Consider the following 24,493-nt stretch of genomic DNA (forward strand, 5'->3'; position numbering starts at 1 on the left):
TTCTTCTCGCTTTGAACGCAACAAAAGAGAGAACCAATTTGATTCTCTCTCGTGCTTAATTATTTAGTCAACCCACTACAGTTGACAAAGAGCCTTTTGTTCGACATGGAAAAACAGAATGGAATGTTGAAGGGCGTTTCCAAGGTGCAGGAGGCGATTCGCCACTACTACCTGAGGCGCGTGAGGATTTGAAGAAGCTTGGTCATTTTTTAGCCGACCAGAACTTCGATTGCGTCTTTTCAAGCGATTTAAAGCGCGCTCGTGAAACGACTGAGTTGATTATGCAAGAGAATCATCATCAAAGTCAAATTTTCTTTACTGATGCTTTAAGAGAGTGGCGCCTAGGCAGTCTTGAAGGGCAGAAAATCGCAATCATGACTTCTATCTATCCAAAACAAATGGAAGCATTTCGCCACAACCTTGCCCTCTTCAAGGGAGATCTTTTCAATGCTGAAAGCCTTTATCAAACAACACGACGTGTTCTCGATTTGGTACAGTCATTAAAGGATAAACCATTTCAACATGTGCTTTTTGTTGGTCATGGAGCTAATCTAACCGCGTCTATCAAGACTCTATTAGGCTTCCATCCAGCACAGCTTCGACTAGATGGTGGGTTGAGTAACTCAAGTCTGACTATCCTTGAAACAGAGGATTTCCAAAGCTTCAAACTCATCACTTGGAACGATACTAGCTATCTTGAAGTTGCTGAGGAAGAGCTTGTTTACACAAAATAGACAAACAAAAAAGTTGGGTTTAACCCAACTTTTTTCTATTCACTTGGTGTGTCAACCCAGTACCTTGCCCATTCAAAGCCTCTATCCTCTGCATAGCCATCAAAGCTAGCAGGGAATTTCTCAATGGTTGCACGGCTAGCTTGATTATCTTTTCTAGCTGTAATCAATACCTTTTTGATACCACGCGCAGCATATTCTCTGAGGGCAAAATCTAGAAGTTCAGTCATAATACCCTGACCTCTAAAGTCAGTTCTCGTAACATAACCGATATGACCACCCACTCTAGCTAGCTCACCCTTGAGTTCCCAACGGCAGCCGATTCGGGCAAGCATTTCACCATCTTTAAAATAATAAAAATTCGTCGAGGTAGACCAATCTGGATTTCCTGTATCGATTTCATTCTGTTGACTTTTAGCCAGAAAAGCCTCAAAATCTTCAACTCGTTTAGTCTCAACCAGATCATTCCCAGCCGCTTTTTCTGCCAAGAGAATATCTTGAAAACGCCTAAAGGCTGCCTTATCTTCCAATCTTAGTCGACGAATTTCCATCATACAGGTCACACTTTCTCTATCTTACATATTTCATGCGGAGAATTTTTTCTTGTTGCTTGCTGAGACGTAGCAAGATAACCACCTTGTCTACGCTCATATTACTTTCCAAGAGACGCTCTGCTGCCATCATCAAGCCGTTATTGATCCCCATTTCAAGAACTGGATTTTTCTTGTCATTGACGTCAAAGATAAATTTGTTATCTGGTAGGTCAAAGAGGACCTTAACAGCCCCAAAAAGCTGCTCAAAGTTATCAATAGCCACATCGTAAACAGGCTTAGTACCAGCTTTCAAAGTACGTCCTCGGTGGTTAAACCACATGGCGTGCCAGCCTCCATTTTTAGCGCCCATAACGTCATTGTCATAGGAATCTCCAACATAGAGCGTTGTTGATGGGTTCATGTCAAATTGCTCCGCTGCCAAGTTGAAAATTTCCTTCTCAGGTTTTTGGAAACCAGTCGCCTGACTAACGATGACACGCTTCGGATCAACATAGTCGTAGAGACCCAATTTTTTGACCTTTTTCAATTGGTGCTCGGTTGGACCATTGGTGATAATTCCCATTGGGACACCTTTTGATTTTAGGAAATCAAGTGTCATACGCATTTCATCAAGCATGGTAATATTTTCCAACTCGTGTTCGTAAACTTCTTGGAAATGATTTCCTGTTTCTTCATCAATTTCAGGGTAATCAAACTCCAACAAGGTCTCCTTACAACGCCAGAATCTAAAGTACTCTGTCGTCCACTCGCCAGCCATTACCCTTGGAAAACCAACGTCTGAGTAATGACGGAAGCGAATGTAGGCTTGGTTGATTTTAGTCATATCAAAATCAGGGAAGCACTTCTCCACCGCGATGCGATAAGGTGCTTGCTGATCATAGATAGTATCATCAACGTCAAAAACAATAGATGTAATCATGTTTCTCTTTTCTTTCAAACAATTTTCAAAATGCAGTTCATTATACTATTTTTGAAAGGTTTTTTCAAACTATATTTTGTTATATAACTTTTAGATATTACCATTAACTATTATAGCAGCCTTTTTAGTTATCACTTAAAACATCATCGTATGTAATGGTTAGATTGCCTAGGTTATCCAAAGAGTAACGGTGACTTCCTTTTTTAAACCACAGTCCTAAAATATCATCTTCTAAAACAGTCTGACTTGTGGTTTGAAGCCAATCTAAATCTTTACCATAAGCAGACAATTGGGTTAATAATTCATTGCCGTGATAGGTCTTTTTTTGGTCAGAGAGATGAACCGATTGAGTTAGTGTAGCATTTTTTGCCCTATAACTATAAACAACAACTACTTTTACATCTTCTTCAATGTTAACGCTATAAGTAAATGATAGTATTGACGGAGATATAAAGGTATACATAGACTCATCGTCATTAAGCAAATTTTCATCATAGTCCAGACTGATAAAATCGTCATTAGCTTTAAAATGCCTGTCACTGCCAACAACTGTACTTAAAGGTGTAAAGAGAGTTACTTTTGTTGATTGCGTTTCAGAATAAATCATCTCATCAAAAGGATTCTTTAAACTATGATAAACGGAGAACCAATAGCCAGATAGAGCAACTACTATGACAAGTCCAAAAATTAGAAACGCTTTCTTTTTCATTATTTGTCCTCCCCAAATAAATTCTCTTCCTCTTCTAAGCTCTTAACAAACAAGTAAGAACCCTCGTAATTTTCTTCTAAATAAGCCATAGCTTCATCTTCTGAAACGGAATCATAAATCGGACTCCCAGTGATAGGGTCTGTTGCAATTACTTTACCTGATAATGTTTTTGGCACTAAGCTAGAAAAGATTGTCTCTTTAACTTCCTTAAAGTCAATGTTTTGTTTAAACTCTTTCTCACGGGTTGTTTTACCCGTTCTTAACTCTAATTGGTAGGTATTCAAGGCAGTCATATAAGATTGTCCTGATGACATTCGACTGGTAAGATTAACCGCATCTAAATCGGCTAAATAATCATCAATGCCAATACTTGGATCTTTTTCATTGGCGTTTCGAGTAGTATCACCTTCCCAACCTGCTAAATCTTCCACTTGTCCATTAATCAGTGGATAGGTAGACGGTCGTAAATGCGTAGCCATCGTGATTGATTGATGAGTAAAATCAGCTTTGTGATACATAGTTTCCATACCAGCTAGAACTTCATCAACAGTAATATCAATGCCTTTACTATCTTTATAGTTTTGTGAGATTTCTTTTGCATATTTATAAAGTTCATCGTCATCCATGGCATTTAGATCTCTGTCTTCTCCCGACAGACCATGTTGAAGTGTTAGATTTTTATAAAGTGTTTTGGAATCTTCAGCTGATATGCCAAGTTTTGTCATGATGTCATCATAAGTCATTCCAACACGATAGATGGAATTGCCACTAGCTGTTGATTTTTCATGATAAAAGTAAGTTGCCAAGTCACCAGCAGTTGTATTCTAGAGAATTTCGTCCTTTGTTCCATTAACCGCGCCATAAGAGACGCTCCCAATAAGCCGTAACAACAAATAATCCCGTTCGTCTTGTGGGAGTTTAGGAAATTCTTTATCAATCTTTCGTTTAACCTTTAGGATAATTTGAGCGGTTTCCGCATCAAAACCGTACTGGGTCATGAGATTAGCCATGAATATCTTTTCATCGGTAGTGGCTTTGGTATCCTTAACCGCATACTGGTTATTTAGAACCGTTGCCCAAGACATATTCGCCATTGTTTGAAAAGTGCCTGTTTGAGCATTCCAAGACTGGTCAATTTGAGATAACCCAAGTGTCATTTGCGTATCAATATCAGATAAGGTATCAAAGATACTGGCTGAATAGCTATCAAACGCATAGAGCTTTTCTAATATTTCTTCATAAGTTCGTTTGAGGTCAGCATGGACTTCAATCAGTTCCACATGGTATTGATGAAGGCTTATTTTGCGTTCTAATGACATCACTGAAATTAAGGACAATTGCAGTTCCATCTCTCCAAGAACATTTAGACACTGTTGTTGCTGATCAATCCGCTGGAGAAGATCTTCTTCTCGCCAACTCTTACCATCCACCATTTCCATATAGTCATTAGGCAATTTAGTGATGAGTTGACTTAAGGTTTCTTCGTAAAGTTCCCCACCACGGGCTAAAGGGGTGAGAACCGTCTCCGCAAAAGCTCTAGCCGAATCATAAGCCTTGCCTTTTAAGCTTTCTGTATCGGAAACAAACTGGTTAATCGCTTGTTGGATTGCTCGATAGCCTTCTAATTGGTGTTGACAATAACTCGTTGTTGTCTGACTTTGAGTCTGTGAGTCCTCTAAAATCATATCAACGCTCATCTTGAACCTCCTTTCGCAAAAGGACATCAAGATCATCTTCAAGATCGTCTTCTTTTTTTCTCTGGTCCGCTATCTCTTCTTCTGCTTCCCAAAACAAATAATGACGATAACGACTCGTCATGTCTAAAGCCGTTTCAAAGCGAGGCGCATAATGACTCTGATAAGCATCTTGCCATAAAAACTCCTCTGAGTGAGCCGCTATGCCAGAATAATAGTCATAGGATTCTTGTAACTCAGCTGTCTTACGACGAGACGCATAAGTTTCCTCCATTTGTTGTTCCAGTTCATACTTTTTCATCCTATTCTCCCTTTATCGCATGTGCTCCTTCTTGGTCAACCACTTCAAAATCACTAGCCACCGAATTCAAATGTTCCATTGTCGTAGCTAAAGCTGTTTTAATCTGGTTAGCCATTTCGCCACTTCGCTGAATGACCACTTTAGCTTTTGAGTTCCCTTGCACGGTTGTTTGCTCATCTAACGTGACCGATGACGCATCCACTAATAACTGATCCTTAGCAGTTGTCAACGCCGTTGCATGTTCTTGCGCTGCTGATAAGTCGCTTTTTATTTCCATCAAATCTCCTCCTATTCTCCTTGATGTTATTTTCCTTATTTTATCATAATCTACTTACAAAAACATACAAAATAGTGTCTAGTTTGTGTCTAGTTATCCTCGGAAAAATTGACACAAACCCTGGAAATAAATGAGTGCCTTCTAGCCTATTTTGTGATACAATAGATAGGACTATTTATTGGAGGACTAAGATGTCAAACGAACACATGGAAGAATTGAACGATCAACAGATTGTCCGTCGTGAAAAAATGACGGCTTTGGCTGAACAAGGAATCGATCCTTTTGGTAAGCGTTTCGAACGCACAGCTACTTCTGGTGAACTTAAAGAAAAATACGCAGATAAAACTAAAGAAGAATTGCACGACATCAATGAAACTGCTATCGTTGCAGGACGCTTGATGACAAAACGTGGTAAGGGTAAAGTCGGCTTCGCCCACATCCAAGACCGTGATGGTCAAATCCAGCTCTATGTCCGTAAAGATGCTGTCGGCGAAGAAAACTATGAAATTTTCAAGAAAGCTGACCTCGGTGACTTCCTCGGTATCGAAGGTGAAGTTATGCGTACTGACATGGGTGAGCTTTCTATCAAGGCTACTCACATCACTCACTTGTCTAAATCGCTGCGCCCACTTCCTGAAAAATTCCACGGATTGACTGACGTTGAAACAATCTATCGTAAACGTTACCTTGACTTGATTTCAAATCGTGAAAGCTTCGATCGCTTTGTAACACGTTCAAAAATTATTTCAGAAATCCGTCGTTACCTTGATGGACTTGGTTTCTTAGAAGTTGAAACACCTGTACTTCACAATGAAGCTGGTGGTGCTGCTGCTAAACCTTTCATCACTCACCACAACGCTCAAAACATCGATATGGTACTTCGTATCGCAACTGAGCTTCACTTGAAACGCCTTATCGTCGGTGGTATGGAACGTGTCTATGAAATTGGACGTATCTTCCGTAACGAAGGTATGGATGCTACTCACAATCCTGAGTTCACTTCTATCGAAGTTTACCAAGCCTACGCTGACTACAAGGATATCATGGACTTGACAGAAGGTATCATCCAACACGTTACTAAGGCTGTTAAAGGTGATGAGCCAGTTATCTACCAAGATACTGAAATCAAACTCAACGAACCATTCAAACGTGTTCACATGGTAGATGCTATCAAGGAAATCACTGGTGTTGATTTCTGGGCTGACATGACCTTTGAAGAAGCGTCAGCTATTGCCCAAGAGAAAAAAGTTCCTGTTGAAAAACACTACACTGAAGTTGGTCACATCATCAATGCCTTCTTTGAAGAATTTGTTGAAGAAACGCTTATCCAACCAACTTTCGTTTACGGTCACCCAGTTGCTGTATCACCACTGGCTAAGAAAAATCCAGAAGATCCACGCTTCACAGACCGTTTTGAGCTCTTCATCATGACCAAAGAGTACGGTAATGCCTTCACTGAGCTTAACGACCCAATCGATCAATTGGAACGCTTCAGAGCTCAAGCTGCTGCCAAAGAACTCGGTGATGACGAAGCAACAGGCATCGACTACGACTACGTTGAAGCCCTTGAATACGGTATGCCACCAACAGGTGGACTCGGAATTGGTATCGACCGCCTCTGCATGCTCCTCACAGATACAACAACTATCCGTGATGTGTTGCTATTCCCTACGATGAAATAAGACGTCTCATAAACGCTGTCATATCAGCCTTACTAGAGGTTTAGTGGTATAACTTACCAAAAATTTACCACAACTTATACAAGTAGTTGTAAAAACTTATAACAGCTTACAGCTTCTCTTGGATTATTCCAAGGGAAGCTTTTTTGTTTCCAGGCAGCAAAAAAACTGACAGCAGATTTTCTACTGTCAGTTGTGTGTTTAAGATAAATTGCAATCAAATTGTGCTATCACTTCTACATCAAATTTATTAATTTTAATAACTTGTAGTGCTGAGATTTCAACTTCCTTCTTAGACCATATTCGATGACTCAATTCAAATGCAATCCCTAATTTGTCACAAGAAACTCGATTGGCAATTGTAATGTGTGGTAACCAGTTTTTAGGACTATAAAATGATTCTCTATCTACTATTTCCGACAAAATATTATAAAAATTATCATGCCAAGTTACGAGAGCTTGCTTTTTATCAATACTCAATGTAATAATATTCGTCTCTAAAAATGATGAGATCCCTGCAATTGTAAGAGTTGGTGTCGGTACATTTCTTACAAAATTTTCTATAGATTGCAAATTAGTAGAATCTATAAATTCAAAATCAGCTATGGTTAAATGCGGTTCTCTATTTTCTACTTGAAAAGCATAATCAGAAATCCCCTCACGATTGAGATAATCCCATAATTCCTTGATTTGTTTTCTACTATCCCTATCAAAAATTGCTATCAACGCATACATGTTACTACCTCCATCACTCCTCCAATATCCTCAACCACCGGTACTTTGCTAGTATTCTTTTCTTTGAGTTCTTTTTCGTTGTAGTTGAAACTGTTGATAAAGATACTGTCCATACCCAGGCTATCTGCAATTGCGATATCGGTGGTAAAGTCGTTACCTATCATGACACTTTCTGAAAGATTTAGCTTGTTCTCTGTGAGGACCATTTCCCAAAACTGGGGACGTGGTTTTTTCATACCATAGTCGGACGAGATGTAAATCTTGTCAAAATAGTCATAAAGGCCTGTCTGCTTAAGTTCTTGGAGTGTAAAAGCTTTCTGGGCATTTGAGAGGAGGAAAATCTTGTCACCTTGTGACTTGAGATAGTCTAGTAGCTGCACAGTCGCATCATAGGCTCTGAGTTCTTTTCGAGATTCTATTCTAAAGGCTGCAGCAATCAATCTACTGGCAGTTTCTAAATCAAGTTTCCAAGAGAGCTTATCTCTGTTAGGGCATTCTGTGTAAAGTCTCTTGAAAACCTGAAGAATGTCAATTTCAACATAGTCTAACTGGCTGGGCTGGGCTAAGTTTGCTTCCTCGTCAGCGACTAGTCTGATATAAGCTTTCCTTAACTCAGATGCTTCATAAGTAGCTCCAAGACTGCTATAAAGCTCTGCTATTGTCCTCCAAAAATCAAGCGACTCTTCATCGGTCTCAATATGGACCAAGGTCCCGTAAAAATCAAAAATGTAGTTCTTATATGCTAGCATGTGGTCTCCTTTGCCTCTATTATAGCAAAAAGCTGACTGGCAGGGGCACTGCACCCCAAAAGTGGGACAGAAGAAAAACACATTTAAGCGGTCAGTTTTCTGTAATCTACAGGAGACTGGTCGTTTAATCTCTGTTGAACTCTAGTTTTATTATAAAATGTGATGTAATTCTTGACAATATCTGTTATACTATCTTTAGTTAGGTTTCTCCAGCGATGGAGATAGAAGGTTTCAGACTTTAGAACGGAATGGAACCATTCGATACAGGCATTATCTGCTGGTGTTCCCTTACGGGACATGGAGCGGATGATGCCTTTTTCTCTACAAGCCTTTTGAGGTGTAAACAGAGCCCTGGTCGCTGTGTAAGAGGACCCCTTGAGACAGCTTGAGTTGATGGAGCGTGTCTAAAACAAAATCTGTATCCTGACAATCTGAGATAGTATAAGCTACAATTTCACGATTATAGAGGTCCATGATAGAAGATAAGTAGAGCTTACAATTTCCAAAGTAGAGGTAGGTAATGTCTGTGACAAGCTTCTCCATTGGATTTTCTGCTTGGAAATCACGATTTAACCTATTCTCTGTCACATAGTAAGGCTTCCCTAGACTTGGCATCTTCTTGGGACGTGTCCGACAGAGCCAGCCTTTTTCCTTCATGATACGGTAGACCTTTTTAGAATTGACGATGAGACCATAGATCTTCTTGAGTAAGCGGGTGATGGTACGATAGCCATAGATAAATTGATTTTCCATACAGAGTTGCTCGATTTTATCTTCAATTGCATCTCTCTTCTTAGGTTTCTGACCTTCTGCTTTCCAGCGGTAGAAGGTTGATCGTTTGACACTGAAACAGTCTAGAATAAGGGACACTGGATAATGCTCCTTGTATTCTTACACTAGCTTGACAAGGCTCACTTTGTCGATTGCCTTACCAAGCTCCGATACTTTTTTAAGAGTTTTACCTGCAGGCGTAACTGTTCCACTTCAGATAACTGTTCCAACCCTTTACCGTAGGTATACTGTTTCCCCACAGGTTGGTAAAAACGGTGCAGTTCATCATTCTTGTACCATCGCCACCAGGTCTTTACCTGACTAACATTTTTGATACCTAAGGTCTCCATGATAACCTTGTTGGATTTACCCGCCTTTTTCATTTCAATACAGGCTAACTTCGTTTCTACTGAATAAGCTTTTTTGACCATAACAAAACACTCCTGTTTCTAGTTTACTAGATTTCAACAGAAGTGTTTTTTCTTGTGTCTCATTTTTGGGGGCTAGTGCCAGAACCAATCAGCTTTTTCTTAACGGCGTCTAAAGGCATCTAGGATAACTAGGAACTCCTCTTGAGTTAGGGTAATGCCCTTGCCCATCTTGGTATGGTCAGGACTCCACATGCGGATGTCCCATTTGGCTTCTGCGCCATTGAAGCTGACGCGGTTCAATTCTTTGGTCCAACCTTTCTCGTTTTCAGACAAGACCAACAATTTTTCTTCGATTTCAAATTTAAATTCTGACATAATATTTCCTCCACTTATTCTATTCGTAATTCTGTGCAAAAAAATGATTATTTTTTTAAAATAGTGTACAATTATTGTATCAATTTTTGAAAGGGATTTCTATGAAAAACTATTGGTCAGCTTTTAGGAAACATTTTATCAGCTTTTTTGATGGTCCAAAGAAACCTCATGCCATCAATCTCAAACAAAATCAGCTGACCAAAACCCTTCAAGATGCTATTCAAAGTCAATCTGCGGTTCACGTTATCTATTCGCAAAAGAGTTTCACTGGTGACATTATTCGCTATGATAAGGAAACTGGTCAGCTCGTTCTCAAAAATTTTCAACAGAATATCTCAGCTATCATCGCCTTTTCAGATATCGATCGTATCAGTCTGGTTCCTGATACGGTTAAGCAATCTCAGGCCAAGGCCCAATAGCTGTGCTGCTCTGCTATTTTCCATAAAATAAACCTCTGGTTCTTAACTGGCCAGAGGTTTGCTTTTGTTATTATGCGCGAACAGTTTTGCTTGTGCCATCTTTTTGGTAGAGGTTGATGAGTCCTTCTTTGCAGGCACGGATCATATCGCCTGGTTTTACCTCTTGAGGAACTGTGATCGTCAAGAGTTCCATTGGGTTTGGCGCACGGTCAATCTTGTTACCTTTTGAATCGTGGAGATCTTCTACGAAGCATTCAAAATGACGGAAACCTGGTCCGTAGAACTCGATACGGTCACCTTCGAGGATAACGTTACGTTGACGAATAGTTGCTGTCATATTGTCTTTGTTGAAAGCGACAACTTCACCAACAAATTTATATTGAGGAATTTTACGACGGGCACCGAAGAGTTGCTCGTTTTCTGTTGGTGTGTTGTAGTAGAAACCTGTCGCCAATTCACGTTGGGCAACTTTCCACATTTCATCAATCAAGTCTTGTTTGATTGCTTCAAACTTCTCTGGGCTTTCCATGTAAGCATCAACGGCAGCCTTGTAGCAGTTGGCAACTGTTGAGACATAGTGGATTGATTTCATACGACCTTCGATTTTAAGGCTGTCAACGCCATTTTCAACCATGTCTGGAATATGGTCGATCATTGACATGTCAACGGCTGACATTGAAAATTCTTCTGGAACTTCCCCTTGGATGCTCTTTCTTTCTTGACCGAAAGGCATATCATAGAGGTCATATTTCCAACGGCATGATTGTGAACAGCCACCACGGTTGGCATCACGGTCACTCATGTGGTTTGACAGAGTACAACGTCCTGAGTAAGAAATACACATTGCTCCATGAACAAAGGCTTCAATTTCGACATCTGTACGACGACGAATCTCTGCCAATTCTTCCATTGAAACCTCACGCGCCAAAACAACACGTGTCAATCCGTATTCTTTCCAGAAGTGGAAAGTTTCAACATTGGTAGCTGAAGCTTGTGTAGACAAGTGAATATCAAGTCCTGGTGCTTCAGTAGCACAAATCTCGATAAGGGCTGGGTCAGACACGATAACCGCATCAAGTCCCATATCACGCAATTCACGGAACCAAGCACCAGCACCATCTTCATTACCCTCGTGGGTAACCATGTTGGCAGCAACATAGACCTTGGCACCACGTTCGTGGGCGTAGTTGATTCCTTCTTGCATATCTTCCATTGAGAAGTTACCTGCACGACTACGAAGTCCGTATTGCTGACCACCGACGAAGACAGCATCTGCACCGTAATCAACGGCAACTTTCAATTTTTCCAAAGTCCCAGCCGGTGCCAGAACCTCAGGACGTTTTTTAACATTAGACATATTCTTCTCCTATTACAAATGATACAAAGGGCGTTAAGCGGACACAGTCAAAATAGGAAATCTACCGAAGACGCGTGTCGTCTAGGAAGATTTATCTTTTTGACATAGTCCGTAGCCCGTGTTCAAATATCAAGATAAGTTAAGATTAGTGATAATAGCAGAGCTATTAGGTAGTTTCTAGCCCCCTGAAATAGTAACTCCAGGCTAGAAATTCTAGATATTATTTGACACGATCTGGTGCGTATTCGTAGAAACCAGTATCCAAGCCACGGTTAGCTGGATGGAGTTTACGGATAGCTTCGTCAAAGACATAGGCTTGGTCCTGCGTAAATTCGCCAGCCATAATCAAATCACGAGCTTTAACAAAGTATTCTGTAATTTTGACGAAGTTCTCACCAGGTGTGTAGACACCGTCCAATTTCCAGTGGTCAAAGCCATTCTCTACCAATTCAGACAACTTAGTCATCATGTCCAAGTCATTATTGGCAAAGATGTGTGTTCCATGATTGTCTTCGTAAACAGAGTAATGTGAGTCTGGATCACTTGGTTCTGCCAAGAAGAGGTCACGGTCTTTATTAACACGCTCTTCCGTTTTGATGAAATTATAGTAGTTGTGAAGAAGAGGGCGTTTTGAGTGGTGGATAATACTTGCACCGTAGACCAAGATTTCTCCTGGAATCTCAAGTTTCTCACCCATGACAAAGAGTTCTGCAGATGGGATTTCACGCGCCAAAACAGCCTCTGAAGCACCTGCTGTTTTTCCCCAGAAATTAATCTGACGGCTTGAGGTTACCATAGTTGAGGCATCGTAAATTGTTTTGAATGAACGATTGTCACGTTTGCAGATGTAGAAAACACCTGCATCACCAACTGTGATATAATCAGCCTTAATCTCTTCAAGGAAGTCAAGATAATCTGGCAGAGCATCCATCATATCTTGGTGCATGAGGGCATTGACTGCTACTGTCAATTCCTTACCATAACTGTGAGTCAGCTCAGCAATTTTACGAAGCTCTGGGAATGTCAAATTTTTTGGAAGACGAAGACCATAGGCCATCTCACCAACGTAAAGACGATCAACACCAAGCTCTAAAAGGGCTTTAGCTTGTTCTAAACTTTCTGCTGTCGCAGTAATAACAATTTTTTCCATAGCTTAAATTATATCATACTTTAAACTTGAAAAACCAAAAATACCGTAATTTTTATTTTTATCGATAATCATTATAAATAACTTTTATATCTTTCTCCAACTTAAGACGGATTTTTTGATTTTCTCCAGAATTAGACTGTTATTTAGGCTATTTTATGGTATGATAGTAAAGGATTTTATCGAAAAGCCTCTTTGATGAGGTGAATTTAGTTAAGAAGGGAGGGGTTCTATGGCAGTCCAAAGACAGTATGAGCAGCCAACTGAGCTTGAACAACATGAAGATGAGCAAGGTCAAATTGCTGAGCAGGCACGTTATCGTGAATATCAGGAGATTAACCGCAACAGTAGCAAGTTTCGCGAACTCCTCTTCTTCACAAAGATTGCGATTTTCTCAGTCTTCACCGTCTTAATCAGCTTTATCTTATTGGTTCTTTCAGTGAGACCGCTACTAGCATTTCCAATCGCGATGTTACTCAGTCTTGCCTTTACCTCTACGATTTACTACTTTATCCTCTCAATGAGACGTTAAGACTATAAATATAGAAAAACTTTGGAATGATGACATTCCAAAGTTTTTTTAGTTTTCTTCTGTCTTTGTTCTTTCCGTTGACTCAGCTGTTTCTACTGGTACTTCTTCTACAAGGTCGATGACAATATCATCAACTTGTGTATTTGTTTCTTCTGCTTGAGTGTCAACTGATTCTTTGACTGATTGGAATTTTTCAGTAGCTAGGTCTTTGACTTGCTCTGATTTTTCCTTAACGACTGCAATGATATCTTCTTTTTTGATATCTGCTGTTTCGTATTTTTCCTTGTAGTCATTGAAGGTTTCAACAGCTACGTCTTTGTATTCGTTGACCTTGTCTTTAGCCATTTGGTGGTAGCTTTCTGGGTCTTGTTTGTAATCATTGTAGAGCTTAGTAGCTTTGACTTTAACTTCCTTACCTTTTTTACTTGTAAAGAAATAGGCAGTAGCTGCTCCTGCTGAGGCTCCGACAACTAGGGTTTTAAGAAATTTATTCATAGGGTAACTCCTTTAGTCTGCTTTAGATTTTGATTTTTTAAAGAGTTTTGATGCCATCTTAGCTGCTCCTGTGACTGCGCTAGCTTTTCCTACAGTCGCACCTGCAGAGCTAGCCTTACGACCAAGACTTCGTGCTTGGAGATTCAAGTCTGAGACACTTTCTGAAAGGTCTGCGATAGCCACAAAGAGAGGATCAATCGTTGAGACTTTTCCATTAACGTCTTCTACAAGAACATTAGCTTTGGCAAGGATTTCATTGGTTTGATGAAGGGTGACATTGACATCACTTGTCAGGATGCGAATGGTATTATTAGCTTCATCAACAGTTTCTGAAACCTTTCGCAACAAAAGGATAAGATAGATAACCAATAAGGCAAAGGCGATAGCGATAATTAAAAGGGCAATTCCAATCATGTTGTTCTCCTAAATTCGTTTCTTCCATTATAGCAAAAGCTCGGGAAAATGACGATTAATCACTTGGTTTGATAGTAAGGAATATCTTTCTGACGACGGCGCCAGATGAATAAACCAAGTCCTGCCAGAACAAGGACAACTGACACCCATTGAGAAACACGAAGTCCAGCTAGCATAAGGCTATCTGTTCGCATGCCTTCAATGACAAAGCGTCCGCAACCATACCAAATCAAATAGAAGAAGGCAACCTCACCCTGCTTCAAGAAATTAGGGCGACGGCGGACAATCATGATGATGATAAATCCAAGAAGATTCCAAAGAGACTCATACAGGAAGGTCGGCGTACGATAGGCACCGTCAATATACATCTGATTTTTAATAAAATCAGGAAGATAGTCCAGCGATTTTACAGCCTTGCCGTAGGCTTCTTGATTGATAAAATTTCCCCAGCGTCCAATAGCTTGCGCAATCATGACTCCTGGCGCAGCGATGTCCAAAAAGTCGATAGGATTGATGAAGCGGTATCTGGAGAAATAATAGAGAACGATAGCACCTGTAATCAAGCCCCCGTAGATGGCAATCCCACCGTTCCAGATGGCAATAATCTCCGAAGGATTTTGACTGTAGTAGCTCCACTGGAAGATGACATAGTAGATTCTAGCACCGATAATGGCTAGGGGAAAGGCAATCAGAATAAAATCTAGGATATCATCTGAACTGATCCCCTTTTTAGCACCCTCTCTCATAGCCAGATAGACTGCTAAAAGTAAGCCCGAGACAATACAGATGGCATACCAGTGAATGGCAAAGGGACCAATTTGAAAGGCAATTGGATTGATCATTGAGCTTCACCATTTTGACTGATAAGATTAGTCAATCGTTCTTCGAAGGTCTTAGTTGCATCGAATCCCATTTGTTTTGCACGGTGGTTCATAGCTGCCGCTTCAATAACAACGGAAACGTTACGACCAGTCTTAACTGGAATACGAACTCGTGGAATTTTAACACCTTGAAGTTCGATTTCTTCGTTGCCATTACCAAGGCGGTCAAAGACCTTACCAGCTTCAAAGTTTTCAAGATAAATAGCCAGTTGAACTTGTGATGAATTACGGACCGCGCTAGCACCGTACAAGCTCATGATATCGATAATTCCGACACCACGAATCTCAAGAAGGTGACGCAAGATTTCTGCAGGTTCACCCCAGAGTGTCTCTTCATCCTTGGCAAAAACATCAACACGGTCATCTGCAACCAAACGGTGACCACGTTTGACAAGCTCAAGACCTGTCTCACTCTTACCGATACCTGAGTCACCTTGAATCAAGACACCCATACCATAGATATCCATAAGAACGCCGTGAACGCTTGTACGCTCTGCCAATTGTGAATTCAAATACCATGAAATCTCACCTGACAAACCTGAAGTCGGTTGGCGACTCGTCAAGACAGCGATGCCTTCTTCCTCAGCTGCGCGCAGCATTTCCTCAGGAATCTCCAAATCACGTGCAACGATAATAGCTGGTGTTTCTGGCTTAAACATGGCACGTAAGACCGAGTAACGGTTATGTGATGTCATAGCTGTCAAATAAGACCACTCTTTCATCCCAATCAACTGAATACGCTCAGGTGAATAATAATCAAAGTAACCTGTCATCTCAAGCCCTGGACGGGAAATATCTGAGGTCGTAATCTTCTTGGCAAGTGCTTCCTCTGTACCATGAACAATATCAAGCTTGACCTTGTCGACAAGCATCTGAACTGTAACTACCATAGCAATTCTCTTTTCTCAATTATTTTCTCCCATTATAGCATGATTAGGAAAGAAAAGAAAGCGCTAACCTTTTTTCAAAAGATTTACAAAAAGAGGAATGAATCAAGCTTATCTTGACCACATCCCTCTTCTACTTTTTCTACCAGTACCAACCGTCCTTGTCATCGTCGATGACATCTGCATCTTTACGTTTTCTTGGACCAGTTCCAAATCTATCTTTCATAATGTCCTCTTTGTAGGGAAGAAAGATTGCTAGAACAATATACAAGAAAAAGCCGATTCCATTGGTGAACATGGAGAAAATAACATAAAGTGCCCTTACCAAATTCAAGTCCCAACCATATCGATCAGAAATTCCTGCAAGAACTCCTGCAAACATTTTATTTTTGCGCTGTTTGTAAAATTTATCTTTCATGATTGTTCCTTTCTAGAGATTAAAAAGTTTTCAATGCGAACACTTCTCTATCGCTTTTTATCTTATCCTACTAACTAGTATAGCCCTTTCTAGCCTTAAAAACTATCGGGCTTGGGACTGATTTTTAGTCCTCTACTTAGTCCTCTACTATGAGGAGTTTTCCGTGACATTTGCCACAGCCATATTTTCGAGTATCAATGCGGCGCTTGCGATAGTAATCTAGCCCACAAGACCGACATCGGTAGTGATATTTGGGTTTAGCATTTCTGCTTTCTAAGGCAGGCGCATAGCGGAGCCCGTCTACCTTTTTGAGGAGATTTTTAAAATCTCTATCTGCGTGTCGGTAGCCTTTTTTCTCAAAATAAAGATGGTAATGGCAGAGCTCATGCCTGACAATTTTTCTAAAAACATCCAAGCCGTGTTCTTGATAGATCTTAGGATTAAAATCCAGATGACCATCCTTAGGGAAAAAACGTCCACCAGTTGACCTCAAACGGCTATTCCAAATTGCCTGGTGTCTGAAAGGCTTTCCAAAATCTTCTTGGGAAACCTGTCTAACATAATCAGTGAGATTCACGTGGCGCCACCAAGGAAAGGTTAACCTTACCACGTTCCAAGTCTACCTTGGAAACCCAAACTGTCACGACATCTCCAACTGACACGACCTGACTCGGGTGGTTAACAAAGCTCTTGCTCATTTCTGAAATGTGAATCAATCCGTCCTCGTGAACACCGATATCCACAAAGGCACCAAAATCGACAACATTACGGACTGTTCCTTCTAATTTCTGACCAATTTGCAGGTCTTTGAGGTCTAAAACATCCTGACGAAGAACAGGTGCCTCAAAGTCATCACGCAAGTCACGTCCTGGTTTAAGCAAGTCAGCAATAATATCTTTTAGAGTTTCCTGACCAAGCTCCAACTTCTCAGCCATTTCTGAAACCTTGACAGAAGCTAGCTTAGCAGTTGCTTCTTGGTCTAAGTCCGTAATCCCTAGACTTGCAAAGAGTTTTTCAACAGCCTTGTAACTCTCTGGGTGAACGCCTGTATTATCCAAAATATTTTTGGCATTCGGAATACGAAGGAAACCAGCAGCCTGCTCAAAAGCCTTGGCACCCAAGCGAGGCACCTTCTTGATTTCCGCACGAGAGGCAATCTGACCATTCTCCTCACGGTATTTGACGATATTTTCAGAGATGGTCTTATTGAGTCCAGACACGTGAGCCAAAAGAGCTGGACTGGCTGTATTGACATTGACACCAACTTGGTTAACCACGGTATCCACGACAAAGTCAAGATTTTCAGACAGTTTCTTCTGACTGACATCGTGCTGATACTGACCTACACCGATAGATTTTGGATCGATTTTGACCAACTCAGCCAAAGGGTCTTGCAGACGGCGAGCGATGGAAATAGCAGAGCGTTTTTCAACCGTCAAATCTGGAAACTCATGTCGTGCAAGCTCTGAGGCAGAGTAGACAGAAGCTCCGCTTTCATTAACGATGACGTATGATGTCTCTGGGAAGTCCTTAAGAATATCAGCCACAAAGGCTTCACTCTCACGACTGGCAGTTCCGTTTCCGATGGCAATAATCTCAATCTTATAAGCTCTAATTAGGTCTGCCAAGTCTTTTTTAGACTGGGCAATCTTAGCTTGACTTGCTGGTGGAACAGGATAGATAACCTGAGTTGTCATTAGTTTTCCAGTCTGGTCAACCACTGCCAGCTTGGCACCTGTACGAAAGGCAGGGTCGAATCCAAGAACCATTTTTCCTTTGAGCGGTGATACCAAGAGCAGATTACGAAGATTTTCTGAGAAGAGTTGGATGGCACCATCTTCTGCAGCCTCTGTCAATTCGGTACGAATGCGACGCTCCATAGCTGGCACGATCTTTTTCTTGATAGCTTGGTTGATGACCTCATCAATATAGGCATTTTTTTCCTTAAAGCGAGCAGCGAAAAAGCGCTGCATTTTTTCAATATTATGTTCAAAAGAAACTTTAAGGACACCTAGTTTTTCACCACGGTTAAGCGCCAAAGTTCGATAGCCCTGCATTTTCGAGACCTGATCTGAGAAATCGTAGTAGATTTGGAAGACCTTCTTCTCATCCAGACTTTCATCTTTGAGACTTGACTGGATACGGCTATAATTCCAGATGTCATTATAGGTCCATGAACGTAGTTTAGCATCTTCAGACATAGCTTCAACCAGAATGTCAACAGCACCAGCCAAAGCTTTTTCTGCTGTTGGAAAGGCTTCAGATGTGAAGTTAGTAGCTTTTTCTTCCAGAGCGCCAGCATTTTGCAAAATCAAGCGAGCCAAGTCAAAAAGACCTGCTTCACGAGCAATGGTCGCCTTGGTGCGACGTTTCTCCTTGTAAGGCAGGTAGAGCTCTTCGACATCAGCCAGCTTCTCAGCAGTTTGAATCGCTTCTTTGAGGGCTGCTGTCAATTTGCCCTGCTCTTCAATCTTAGCTAGGACAGTTTCCTTACGGTCAGCAAGGGCTCTGATAGCCTTATCACGATCAATGATATCCTTGATTTGAACCTCATCCAGATTACCAGTCGCTTCCTTACGATAGCGGGCAATAAAGGGAATAGTGTTTCCTTCTGCCGTCAGATTGAGGACCTGTTCAATTTGTTGTTGTTTCAGCCCAAGTTCTTGAGCAATTTGTTCAATAGTCTTATTTTCCATAGCATCTTATTATATCAAAATATCACTATCATCCTCTAGGATAGACTGCAATATGAGAATTTACAGAAATTTTATTTACATTTATGACACAAAGTCTTATAATAAGAAAGAAATGAGTTTTAATAGGAGTAAAACATGAAAAAGAAAGACTATTTTGGATTTAGAAAATCTAAAACTTATGGACTCTGTGGTGTTGTTTTGGCTACGGCGCTTTTGAGCTTTGGAGCTAGTGTTTCCGCTGAGGAAACGACAGCCACTAGTGAGTCCACTACTCAGCTGACAGTTGAAACAAGCGATGCCACTATTGCTGAGACTGTAGCAGAAACAACTGAAACAACGATTACAAGTGAGACTCAAACCAGCCGAGAAATGGCAACTTCTACGGAAACTAGCTCTGAAGTTACGACAAGCAGTTTTGAGACTGAAGCTGAAACGACAACTAGCACGTCGTCAGAGGTTTCAAGCCAGGAAGCTAGCTCTGCTATTTCTGATGAAACTACTATCATGGAAACAGAAAGCTTTACAACTTTTAGCCTCTCAGATTTAGAAGTGAATGACCTGCCTGTGGCAGCCCTGTCAGCCAGTCTTGCCTCAAGCGCGACTGCCAGCCAAGAGTTGGTTACGGCAAAGACTGATGATAAGTCCATCACAATCCAATACAATCAAGCTATCGCCAGCAATGAAAAAATCATGTTCGCCGTTTGGGGCGACCCTAATGATCAGAACGATTTGATTTGGTATACGGCTAGTGCTGCGGGTGCTGCCTATATTGACCTGTCAAAACACAAGGAATATGGCAAATACAATATCCACACCTACGCAAACCGCAACGGTCAGATGGTGGGGCTTGATACAACGACTATCACAATTGCGACTGATGTCAAAGTGGCTGTGACTTCAAAATCAACAGATGCCTTTACTATCACGGTGTCAAATGTCCCTGACTCCATTTCTAGTGTAACCATCCCTGTTTGGACAGACAATAATAATCAGGACGACATCAAGTGGTACACTGCTCAGAAAACGGCAAGTAAAACCTATACGGTAACCGTTGCGACCAAGGATCACAATAGTGAATTTGGCCACTACAATATTCACGTCTATGGTCAGAGTACGATTACAGGTGGTTTGATTGGTCTTTCTGCCACAGATGGCTATAACAATGTTGACAATCGCAAGACAGCAACCGTTTCTCTCGTCAATTATGCCGAGAATAAGACAAGTTTTGATGTGACTGTTGTGGGTTCAAGTTCAACCAAGACCCTAACAGGCGTTCGTATTGCGGCTTGGTCAGAAGACAAGGGGCAGGACGACCTCAAGTGGTATGCGCCAGCCATCAGCAATAACCAAGCCAAGCAGACCATTTCAATCACTGATTTGTCAAACACCAGCGGAAATTATACGGTTCATGTTTACACGGATTACACTGACGGGACTTCGACTGGAACCAATCTAGGAACCTTCAAAATCACTAAGCCAGTTGCGAAAACAGAAGTCACTTCAAGCTTGACCAGTCAAGGGATTGCACTACATGTCAGCTCTACCGAAGTTAAGGATTACAAAAAGGTCAAATTCGCCGTTTGGTCTCAGGAAAAGGACCAAGATGACATCAAGTGGTACGATGCTGATTCTTCTGGTAATGCCTTGGCTCTGTACACAGACCACTCTGGCTATGGCACTTACAATATCCACACCTATTCATTTGAAAATGGCAGAGCTGTCGGTCTTGCGGTAAGCACGATTGAGCTTCCAAAACCGTCAGCCAAGGTTGCCGTTGAAAAAACTAACGACACCCACTATAAAATCATCGTTACTGAAACGCCGCAGTACATCACATCTGTGACCATTCCAGTTTGGTCAAACAAGAACGACCAGGATGATATCAAGTGGACAAGTACAAGCAAAAATGCGGATGGCTCTTATACAGCCATTGTCAGCCTCAGCGACCACAAGCTGGATACTGGTCAATATCAAGCCCATGTCTATGCCAATAGTTTGGTTGGCAATAATAGTCTAGTTGGCTTGGGAGTGACGAGCTTTACGGTTGAACAGACAAGTAATCAAACAGGTAAACTAACTGTTTCTGACCTCAATACTAGTGACTATACCCTGACTGCAACAATTAGCGAAGTTGCTACAAAAGATGGTTTGAAAGCTGTCAAATTAGCCGTTTGGACTGAGGATAAGGGGCAGGATGACATCCAATGGCAGGATGCTTATAAACAGGCTGATGGTAGCTATAAAGCCATTATCCGTCTATCAAGTCATTCTTATGTCAGCGGCAGCTACAACATTCATCTCTATTACGATACTAATAATGGAATGAAGGGTGTGGCAACTGCCACTAAAGAAGTTAATCTCAAGGAAAAACGAAGTAATATTCAAAATGATTTAAATGATATTTTAAATCAGTATAATCGTCAATTTGGTAATTTATCTGGCGACAAGTCTTTCTTCATCACCTCTTCTGATGGAGTTGAATTTGCTGCATCAAGAGAGACTGTTGTCCAACGTTCCGCTTCTACTATCAAGCTATTTATCCTAGCGGCAGCTTATCAAAAAGAAGCTCGTGGAGAACTAAATATGTCTGCCAACTACACCATCAAGTCATCTGACATCGTTGCAGCATCAACCGTTCTCACTGGAACAAGTGGTCAAAGTCATAGTTTAGCAGATATCGCTCGCTACATGGTGCAATACTCTGATAACACAGCAACAAATATTATGATCAATGCTGTCGGCGGCGTTAATGCTGTCAATGATGAAATCCGTCGTATGGGTTACACTCAGACTACTCTGAACCGATACATGCGTATTCCAGCTCAGATTAATGCAGGGCTTGAAAATTATATCAATGTCCATGAAGCAGTTGATTTAATGAAAAATATTTATAATGGCACACTTCAAAATAACAATGCTGAAGGAACCATGCTAGCAGACCTATCCAATAACTACTACAAGCTTTGGCTACCAGCCAATATTCAAGGAGTTGCCCAGACTTGGGATAAACCAGGTAACGACGCAAGCTATGGAGTTGAAAATGATATCGCTGCAATTAAAGTTAACGGAAAAACCTATATTGTCGGTGTCTTGACGCAACACACAGGAAGCAATGGTCTAACAAATACTGGTCGATTTGCCCAATTCGGTTCAACAATTGTCAGTGAAATGCGAAATTAAAAGGACTCAATCCTGTACAATACAGAACAAAGTCCTTTGGCTAAAAGAGCAGTAAACTAATGTACTGCTCTTTTTCTATCTACTTCTCCTCAAAATGCTTTTTGACAAGCGGTGCGACTTTTTCACCATAGAGTTTTATGGCATTAAGGACATCTTGATGAGGCATAGAACCGACTGGCAGATGAAGCATAAAGCGATCTAGTGAAAGATCCTCGATAATAGCAATAATCTTCTGCGCTACTGCTTCTGGGTCCCCTACCATCATGGCACCTTCTGGTCCAACAGAGGCTAGATACTGCTCCTTGGTCATTTCTGTCCAATGGGGGCGACCTTTAGCAATATTATCTACCGTCTGCTTGGTTGGATAAAAATAGCGGTCAATAGCTCTTTGATTATCTTCCTCAATCCAGCCCCATGAGTGAGCTGCGACTTTTAATTGGTCAGAACTGTAACCGTGTCTACTTCCAATCTCCTTGTAGATGGCAACCAGTTGGGCAAAATGTTTGGGATTTCCTCCAATAGTGGCATAGACGATCGGAAGCCCCTGCTCTGCAATTCTTACCGTAGAATCAAGATTCCCTCCTGTGGCAACCCAGATAGGAAAATCCTTCTGAACGGCACGTGGATAGACTGGTCGATTGTTAACAGTCTGGGTCAAACGTCCTTTCCAAGTCAGATTAGTATCAGACTTGATTGTTGTCAGCATATCTAGTTTTTCCTTGAAAAGCTCATCATAGTCAGCCAGGTCATAGCCAAAAAGTGGAAAGGACTCAATAAATGAACCACGTCCAGCCATGATCTCAGCTCTGCCATTTGAAAGGGCATCTATGGTCGCATACTGCTGGTAAACACGCACAGGATCAATGGATGACAGGATGGTCACTGCAGATGAGAGACGGATATGCTTGGTATTGACAGCGCCCGCCGCCAAGATGATTTCAGGAGCTGAGACCGCAAAATCCTCTCGGTGGTGCTCACCAATGGCATAGATATCCAATCCAACCTGATCTGCCAGTTCAATCTCCTCAACCAACTGACGAATACGCTCAGCATGGCTATAAGCCTGCCCAGTCTCTTCTAGTACTGTTGTTTCACCAAAGGTAGAAATACCTAGTTCAATTTGTTTTCCCATAAAAATTACCTCTTCAAGATTATGGGATTATTTTATCACTAATTAGTATTAAAAGATATTATTTTGCTCACTCACTAGATAGTCAGCTCCAGCTGATTGCCTTCTGGATCTAAGACGACAGCCTCATAGTAACCATCTCCAGTTGTTCTTGGTCCATTTATAAGTGAGAAACCTGCTGCAACCAACTGCTCCGCCTTATCATCTACTGCCTCCTTACTGCCCAAAGAAAGGGCTAAATGCGCAAAGCCCAGACTAATCTCTTGCTCCGCTTGGACGTCTGGTCGATGGCAGAGCTCCAATCTCGCTTCACCCTCGAATGTGAGAAAGTAGGATGAAAAGCCCGTCTTAGGATTATGATAAAGAGCAGAGCTTTCCACCTGAAAATAGCTTTCGTAAAAACGTCTCATCCCTTCTAAATCCTTCACCCAAAGTCCAACATGTTCAATTTTTACTGTCATAAGAGACCTCCTTTAATTAACTCTAGTATAAGCTTTTTAGCCAAGGAATACTGCTACAATCCTCTGTAAAACTAATCTTATCCTCCTATTTTTGACAAGACATGAGCTTCATTTCTCTATTTTTTCAAAAAACAAGTATAATAGAAGAAGTTACAGAGCCTTGAGGAAATCGAAGATTTCGGACTTTTGAAGAAAGCATTACTTTCTTCATTTCCCACCTTGAACTGTCCCCTAGACCGTTCGAGCATATTTTTGCTTTGCTCGCTTAACGGCTTTTGTATCATGTTATTTGAACATGGGCTAAAAGGCTAGTGTCAAGATGAGCTGGCTAGAAAATCAGGATTTTCTGCCATCTTCCTATTCTCGCTTTTGAGTTTTTAGGCTCAAACCTAAAACAGTTCACTGAACTATTTTACTCAAACGCCTTTCTTAACGCCCTTTGTATCATAAATTAAAGGAGTTACTTATGGCTATTACTTACAAAAAAGAAGATTCTCTTGAAAGTCTATTTGAAAGCTTTGCAAAGCTTCCTGACAAGGTAGACTCAGATCCAAATGCAGGTAAGAAAAAAGAAGATGCTGATCAAAAAGCTGACAAGTAAGTCTCTGAGTT

26 protein-coding genes and 2 pseudogenes are annotated in these 24,493 nt (G+C 41.1%); 6 read left to right on the forward strand and 22 right to left on the reverse strand.

Annotated features, from left to right (window positions below; genetic code table 11):
- Window positions 1-95: 95 nt before the first annotated feature.
- Window positions 96-734, forward strand: a pseudogene (locus JOC28_RS06425) (histidine phosphatase family protein); the annotation flags it as partial.
- Window positions 735-769: 35 nt separating this feature from the next.
- Here the strand turns inward: JOC28_RS06425 and JOC28_RS06430 are convergent.
- The 7 genes from JOC28_RS06430 to JOC28_RS06455 form a co-directional block, all read right to left on the reverse strand.
- Complete coding sequence (locus tag JOC28_RS06430) at window positions 770-1,282, reverse strand: GNAT family N-acetyltransferase (RefSeq protein ID WP_205009899.1); 513 nt, start codon at window positions 1,280-1,282, stop codon at window positions 770-772.
- 19 nt (window positions 1,283-1,301) lie between these two features.
- Window positions 1,302-2,204, reverse strand: coding sequence for an HAD family hydrolase (locus JOC28_RS06435; protein ID WP_205009864.1), 903 nt, complete (start codon window positions 2,202-2,204; stop codon window positions 1,302-1,304).
- A gap of 124 nt (window positions 2,205-2,328) precedes the next feature.
- Entirely contained in the window at window positions 2,329-2,913 is a 585-nt protein-coding gene (locus tag JOC28_RS06440) for a TipC family immunity protein (RefSeq protein WP_205009865.1), read from the reverse strand.
- On the reverse strand, window positions 2,913-3,638 hold the full coding sequence (locus JOC28_RS10715) for a hypothetical protein (protein WP_239548902.1): 726 nt from the start codon (window positions 3,636-3,638) through the stop codon (window positions 2,913-2,915). Before JOC28_RS10715 ends, JOC28_RS06440 begins: the two co-directional genes overlap by 1 nt.
- A gap of 99 nt (window positions 3,639-3,737) precedes the next feature.
- Window positions 3,738-4,610, reverse strand: a complete 873-nt coding sequence (locus JOC28_RS10720; protein WP_239548903.1) for a T7SS effector LXG polymorphic toxin — start codon at window positions 4,608-4,610, stop codon at window positions 3,738-3,740.
- Window positions 4,600-4,908 carry a hypothetical protein gene (locus JOC28_RS06450; protein ID WP_205009867.1) on the reverse strand — a complete coding sequence of 103 codons (309 nt, stop codon included), beginning with the start codon at window positions 4,906-4,908 and terminating at the stop codon, window positions 4,600-4,602. Before JOC28_RS06450 ends, JOC28_RS10720 begins: the two co-directional genes overlap by 11 nt.
- A 1-nt stretch (window position 4,909) precedes the next feature.
- Window positions 4,910-5,185, reverse strand: a complete 276-nt coding sequence (locus tag JOC28_RS06455) for a TIGR04197 family type VII secretion effector (RefSeq protein ID WP_205009868.1) — start codon at window positions 5,183-5,185, stop codon at window positions 4,910-4,912.
- A gap of 191 nt (window positions 5,186-5,376) precedes the next feature.
- Between JOC28_RS06455 and lysS the strand changes: the two genes are divergently transcribed.
- The gene (lysS, locus tag JOC28_RS06460) at window positions 5,377-6,867 is read left to right on the forward strand and encodes a lysine--tRNA ligase (RefSeq protein ID WP_205009869.1); all 1,491 of its coding nucleotides are present in this window, start codon (window positions 5,377-5,379) and stop codon (window positions 6,865-6,867) included.
- Window positions 6,868-7,065: 198 nt separating this feature from the next.
- Here the strand turns inward: lysS and JOC28_RS06465 are convergent, their stop codons facing one another.
- From JOC28_RS06465 to JOC28_RS06480, 4 genes and pseudogenes are all read right to left on the reverse strand, one after another.
- Window positions 7,066-7,599 carry a 2'-5' RNA ligase family protein gene (locus tag JOC28_RS06465; protein ID WP_205009871.1) on the reverse strand — a complete coding sequence of 178 codons (534 nt, stop codon included), beginning with the start codon at window positions 7,597-7,599 and terminating at the stop codon, window positions 7,066-7,068.
- Entirely contained in the window at window positions 7,587-8,348 is a 762-nt protein-coding gene (locus JOC28_RS06470; protein ID WP_205009872.1) for an HAD family hydrolase, read from the reverse strand. The genes JOC28_RS06465 and JOC28_RS06470 overlap by 13 nt, the downstream gene beginning before the upstream one ends.
- A gap of 83 nt (window positions 8,349-8,431) precedes the next feature.
- A pseudogene (locus tag JOC28_RS06475) lies at window positions 8,432-9,550 on the reverse strand (IS3 family transposase).
- 99 nt (window positions 9,551-9,649) lie between these two features.
- A complete protein-coding gene (locus JOC28_RS06480; protein ID WP_205009873.1) occupies window positions 9,650-9,865 on the reverse strand; it encodes a YdbC family protein in 216 nt (71 codons plus the stop codon).
- 101 nt (window positions 9,866-9,966) lie between these two features.
- Between JOC28_RS06480 and JOC28_RS06485 the strand changes: the two genes are divergently transcribed.
- Entirely contained in the window at window positions 9,967-10,284 is a 318-nt protein-coding gene (locus JOC28_RS06485; protein WP_205009875.1) for a hypothetical protein, read from the forward strand.
- A 70-nt stretch (window positions 10,285-10,354) separates the two neighbouring features.
- Here the strand turns inward: JOC28_RS06485 and JOC28_RS06490 are convergent, their stop codons facing one another.
- Together JOC28_RS06490 and JOC28_RS06495 are read right to left on the reverse strand one after the other, a co-directional pair.
- Window positions 10,355-11,641: a peptidase U32 family protein gene (locus tag JOC28_RS06490; protein ID WP_205009877.1), complete on the reverse strand. Its 1,287-nt coding sequence runs from the start codon at window positions 11,639-11,641 to the stop codon at window positions 10,355-10,357.
- Between the two features lie 220 nt (window positions 11,642-11,861).
- On the reverse strand, window positions 11,862-12,791 hold the full coding sequence (locus JOC28_RS06495) for a peptidase U32 family protein (RefSeq protein WP_205009878.1): 930 nt from the start codon (window positions 12,789-12,791) through the stop codon (window positions 11,862-11,864).
- A gap of 229 nt (window positions 12,792-13,020) precedes the next feature.
- On the opposite strand from JOC28_RS06495, the gene JOC28_RS06500 reads away from it, so the two are divergent.
- Complete coding sequence (locus JOC28_RS06500) at window positions 13,021-13,320, forward strand: DUF3270 family protein (protein ID WP_205009879.1); 300 nt, start codon at window positions 13,021-13,023, stop codon at window positions 13,318-13,320.
- Between the two features lie 48 nt (window positions 13,321-13,368).
- On the opposite strand, the gene JOC28_RS06505 is transcribed toward JOC28_RS06500, so the two are convergent.
- The 7 genes from JOC28_RS06505 to JOC28_RS06535 form a co-directional block, all read right to left on the reverse strand.
- A complete protein-coding gene (locus JOC28_RS06505; RefSeq protein ID WP_205009881.1) occupies window positions 13,369-13,815 on the reverse strand; it encodes a YtxH domain-containing protein in 447 nt (148 codons plus the stop codon).
- Between the two features lie 12 nt (window positions 13,816-13,827).
- Window positions 13,828-14,229 (reverse strand): DUF948 domain-containing protein, encoded by a 402-nt coding sequence (locus JOC28_RS06510; protein WP_205009883.1) that lies wholly within the window; start codon window positions 14,227-14,229, stop codon window positions 13,828-13,830.
- Between the two features lie 59 nt (window positions 14,230-14,288).
- On the reverse strand, window positions 14,289-15,071 hold the full coding sequence (gene lgt / locus JOC28_RS06515; RefSeq protein ID WP_205009885.1) for a prolipoprotein diacylglyceryl transferase: 783 nt from the start codon (window positions 15,069-15,071) through the stop codon (window positions 14,289-14,291).
- On the reverse strand, window positions 15,068-16,000 hold the full coding sequence (gene hprK / locus JOC28_RS06520) for an HPr(Ser) kinase/phosphatase (protein WP_205009886.1): 933 nt from the start codon (window positions 15,998-16,000) through the stop codon (window positions 15,068-15,070). The genes lgt and hprK overlap by 4 nt, the downstream gene beginning before the upstream one ends.
- A gap of 139 nt (window positions 16,001-16,139) precedes the next feature.
- Window positions 16,140-16,415: a PspC domain-containing protein gene (locus JOC28_RS06525; RefSeq protein ID WP_205009887.1), complete on the reverse strand. Its 276-nt coding sequence runs from the start codon at window positions 16,413-16,415 to the stop codon at window positions 16,140-16,142.
- A gap of 136 nt (window positions 16,416-16,551) precedes the next feature.
- On the reverse strand, window positions 16,552-16,992 hold the full coding sequence (locus tag JOC28_RS06530; RefSeq protein WP_205009889.1) for a SprT family protein: 441 nt from the start codon (window positions 16,990-16,992) through the stop codon (window positions 16,552-16,554).
- Complete coding sequence (locus JOC28_RS06535; protein ID WP_205009891.1) at window positions 16,979-19,111, reverse strand: Tex family protein; 2,133 nt, start codon at window positions 19,109-19,111, stop codon at window positions 16,979-16,981. Before JOC28_RS06535 ends, JOC28_RS06530 begins: the two co-directional genes overlap by 14 nt.
- 135 nt (window positions 19,112-19,246) lie before the next feature.
- Here JOC28_RS06535 and JOC28_RS06540 point away from each other — a divergent pair, with 135 nt between their 5' ends.
- Entirely contained in the window at window positions 19,247-22,291 is a 3,045-nt protein-coding gene (locus JOC28_RS06540; RefSeq protein ID WP_205009892.1) for a GBS Bsp-like repeat-containing protein, read from the forward strand.
- 79 nt (window positions 22,292-22,370) lie between these two features.
- Here JOC28_RS06540 and JOC28_RS06545 read toward each other — a convergent pair whose 3' ends face one another.
- Entirely contained in the window at window positions 22,371-23,423 is a 1,053-nt protein-coding gene (locus JOC28_RS06545) for an LLM class flavin-dependent oxidoreductase (protein WP_205009893.1), read from the reverse strand.
- A gap of 74 nt (window positions 23,424-23,497) precedes the next feature.
- Window positions 23,498-23,881: a VOC family protein gene (locus JOC28_RS06550; protein ID WP_205009894.1), complete on the reverse strand. Its 384-nt coding sequence runs from the start codon at window positions 23,879-23,881 to the stop codon at window positions 23,498-23,500.
- A gap of 466 nt (window positions 23,882-24,347) precedes the next feature.
- On the opposite strand from JOC28_RS06550, the gene JOC28_RS06555 reads away from it, so the two are divergent.
- Window positions 24,348-24,482 (forward strand): SPJ_0845 family protein, encoded by a 135-nt coding sequence (locus JOC28_RS06555; protein WP_205009895.1) that lies wholly within the window; start codon window positions 24,348-24,350, stop codon window positions 24,480-24,482.
- Window positions 24,483-24,493: the final 11 nt, after the last annotated feature.

Source organism: Streptococcus loxodontisalivarius (genome assembly GCF_016908645.1).
GTDB lineage: Bacteria > Bacillota > Bacilli > Lactobacillales > Streptococcaceae > Streptococcus > Streptococcus loxodontisalivarius.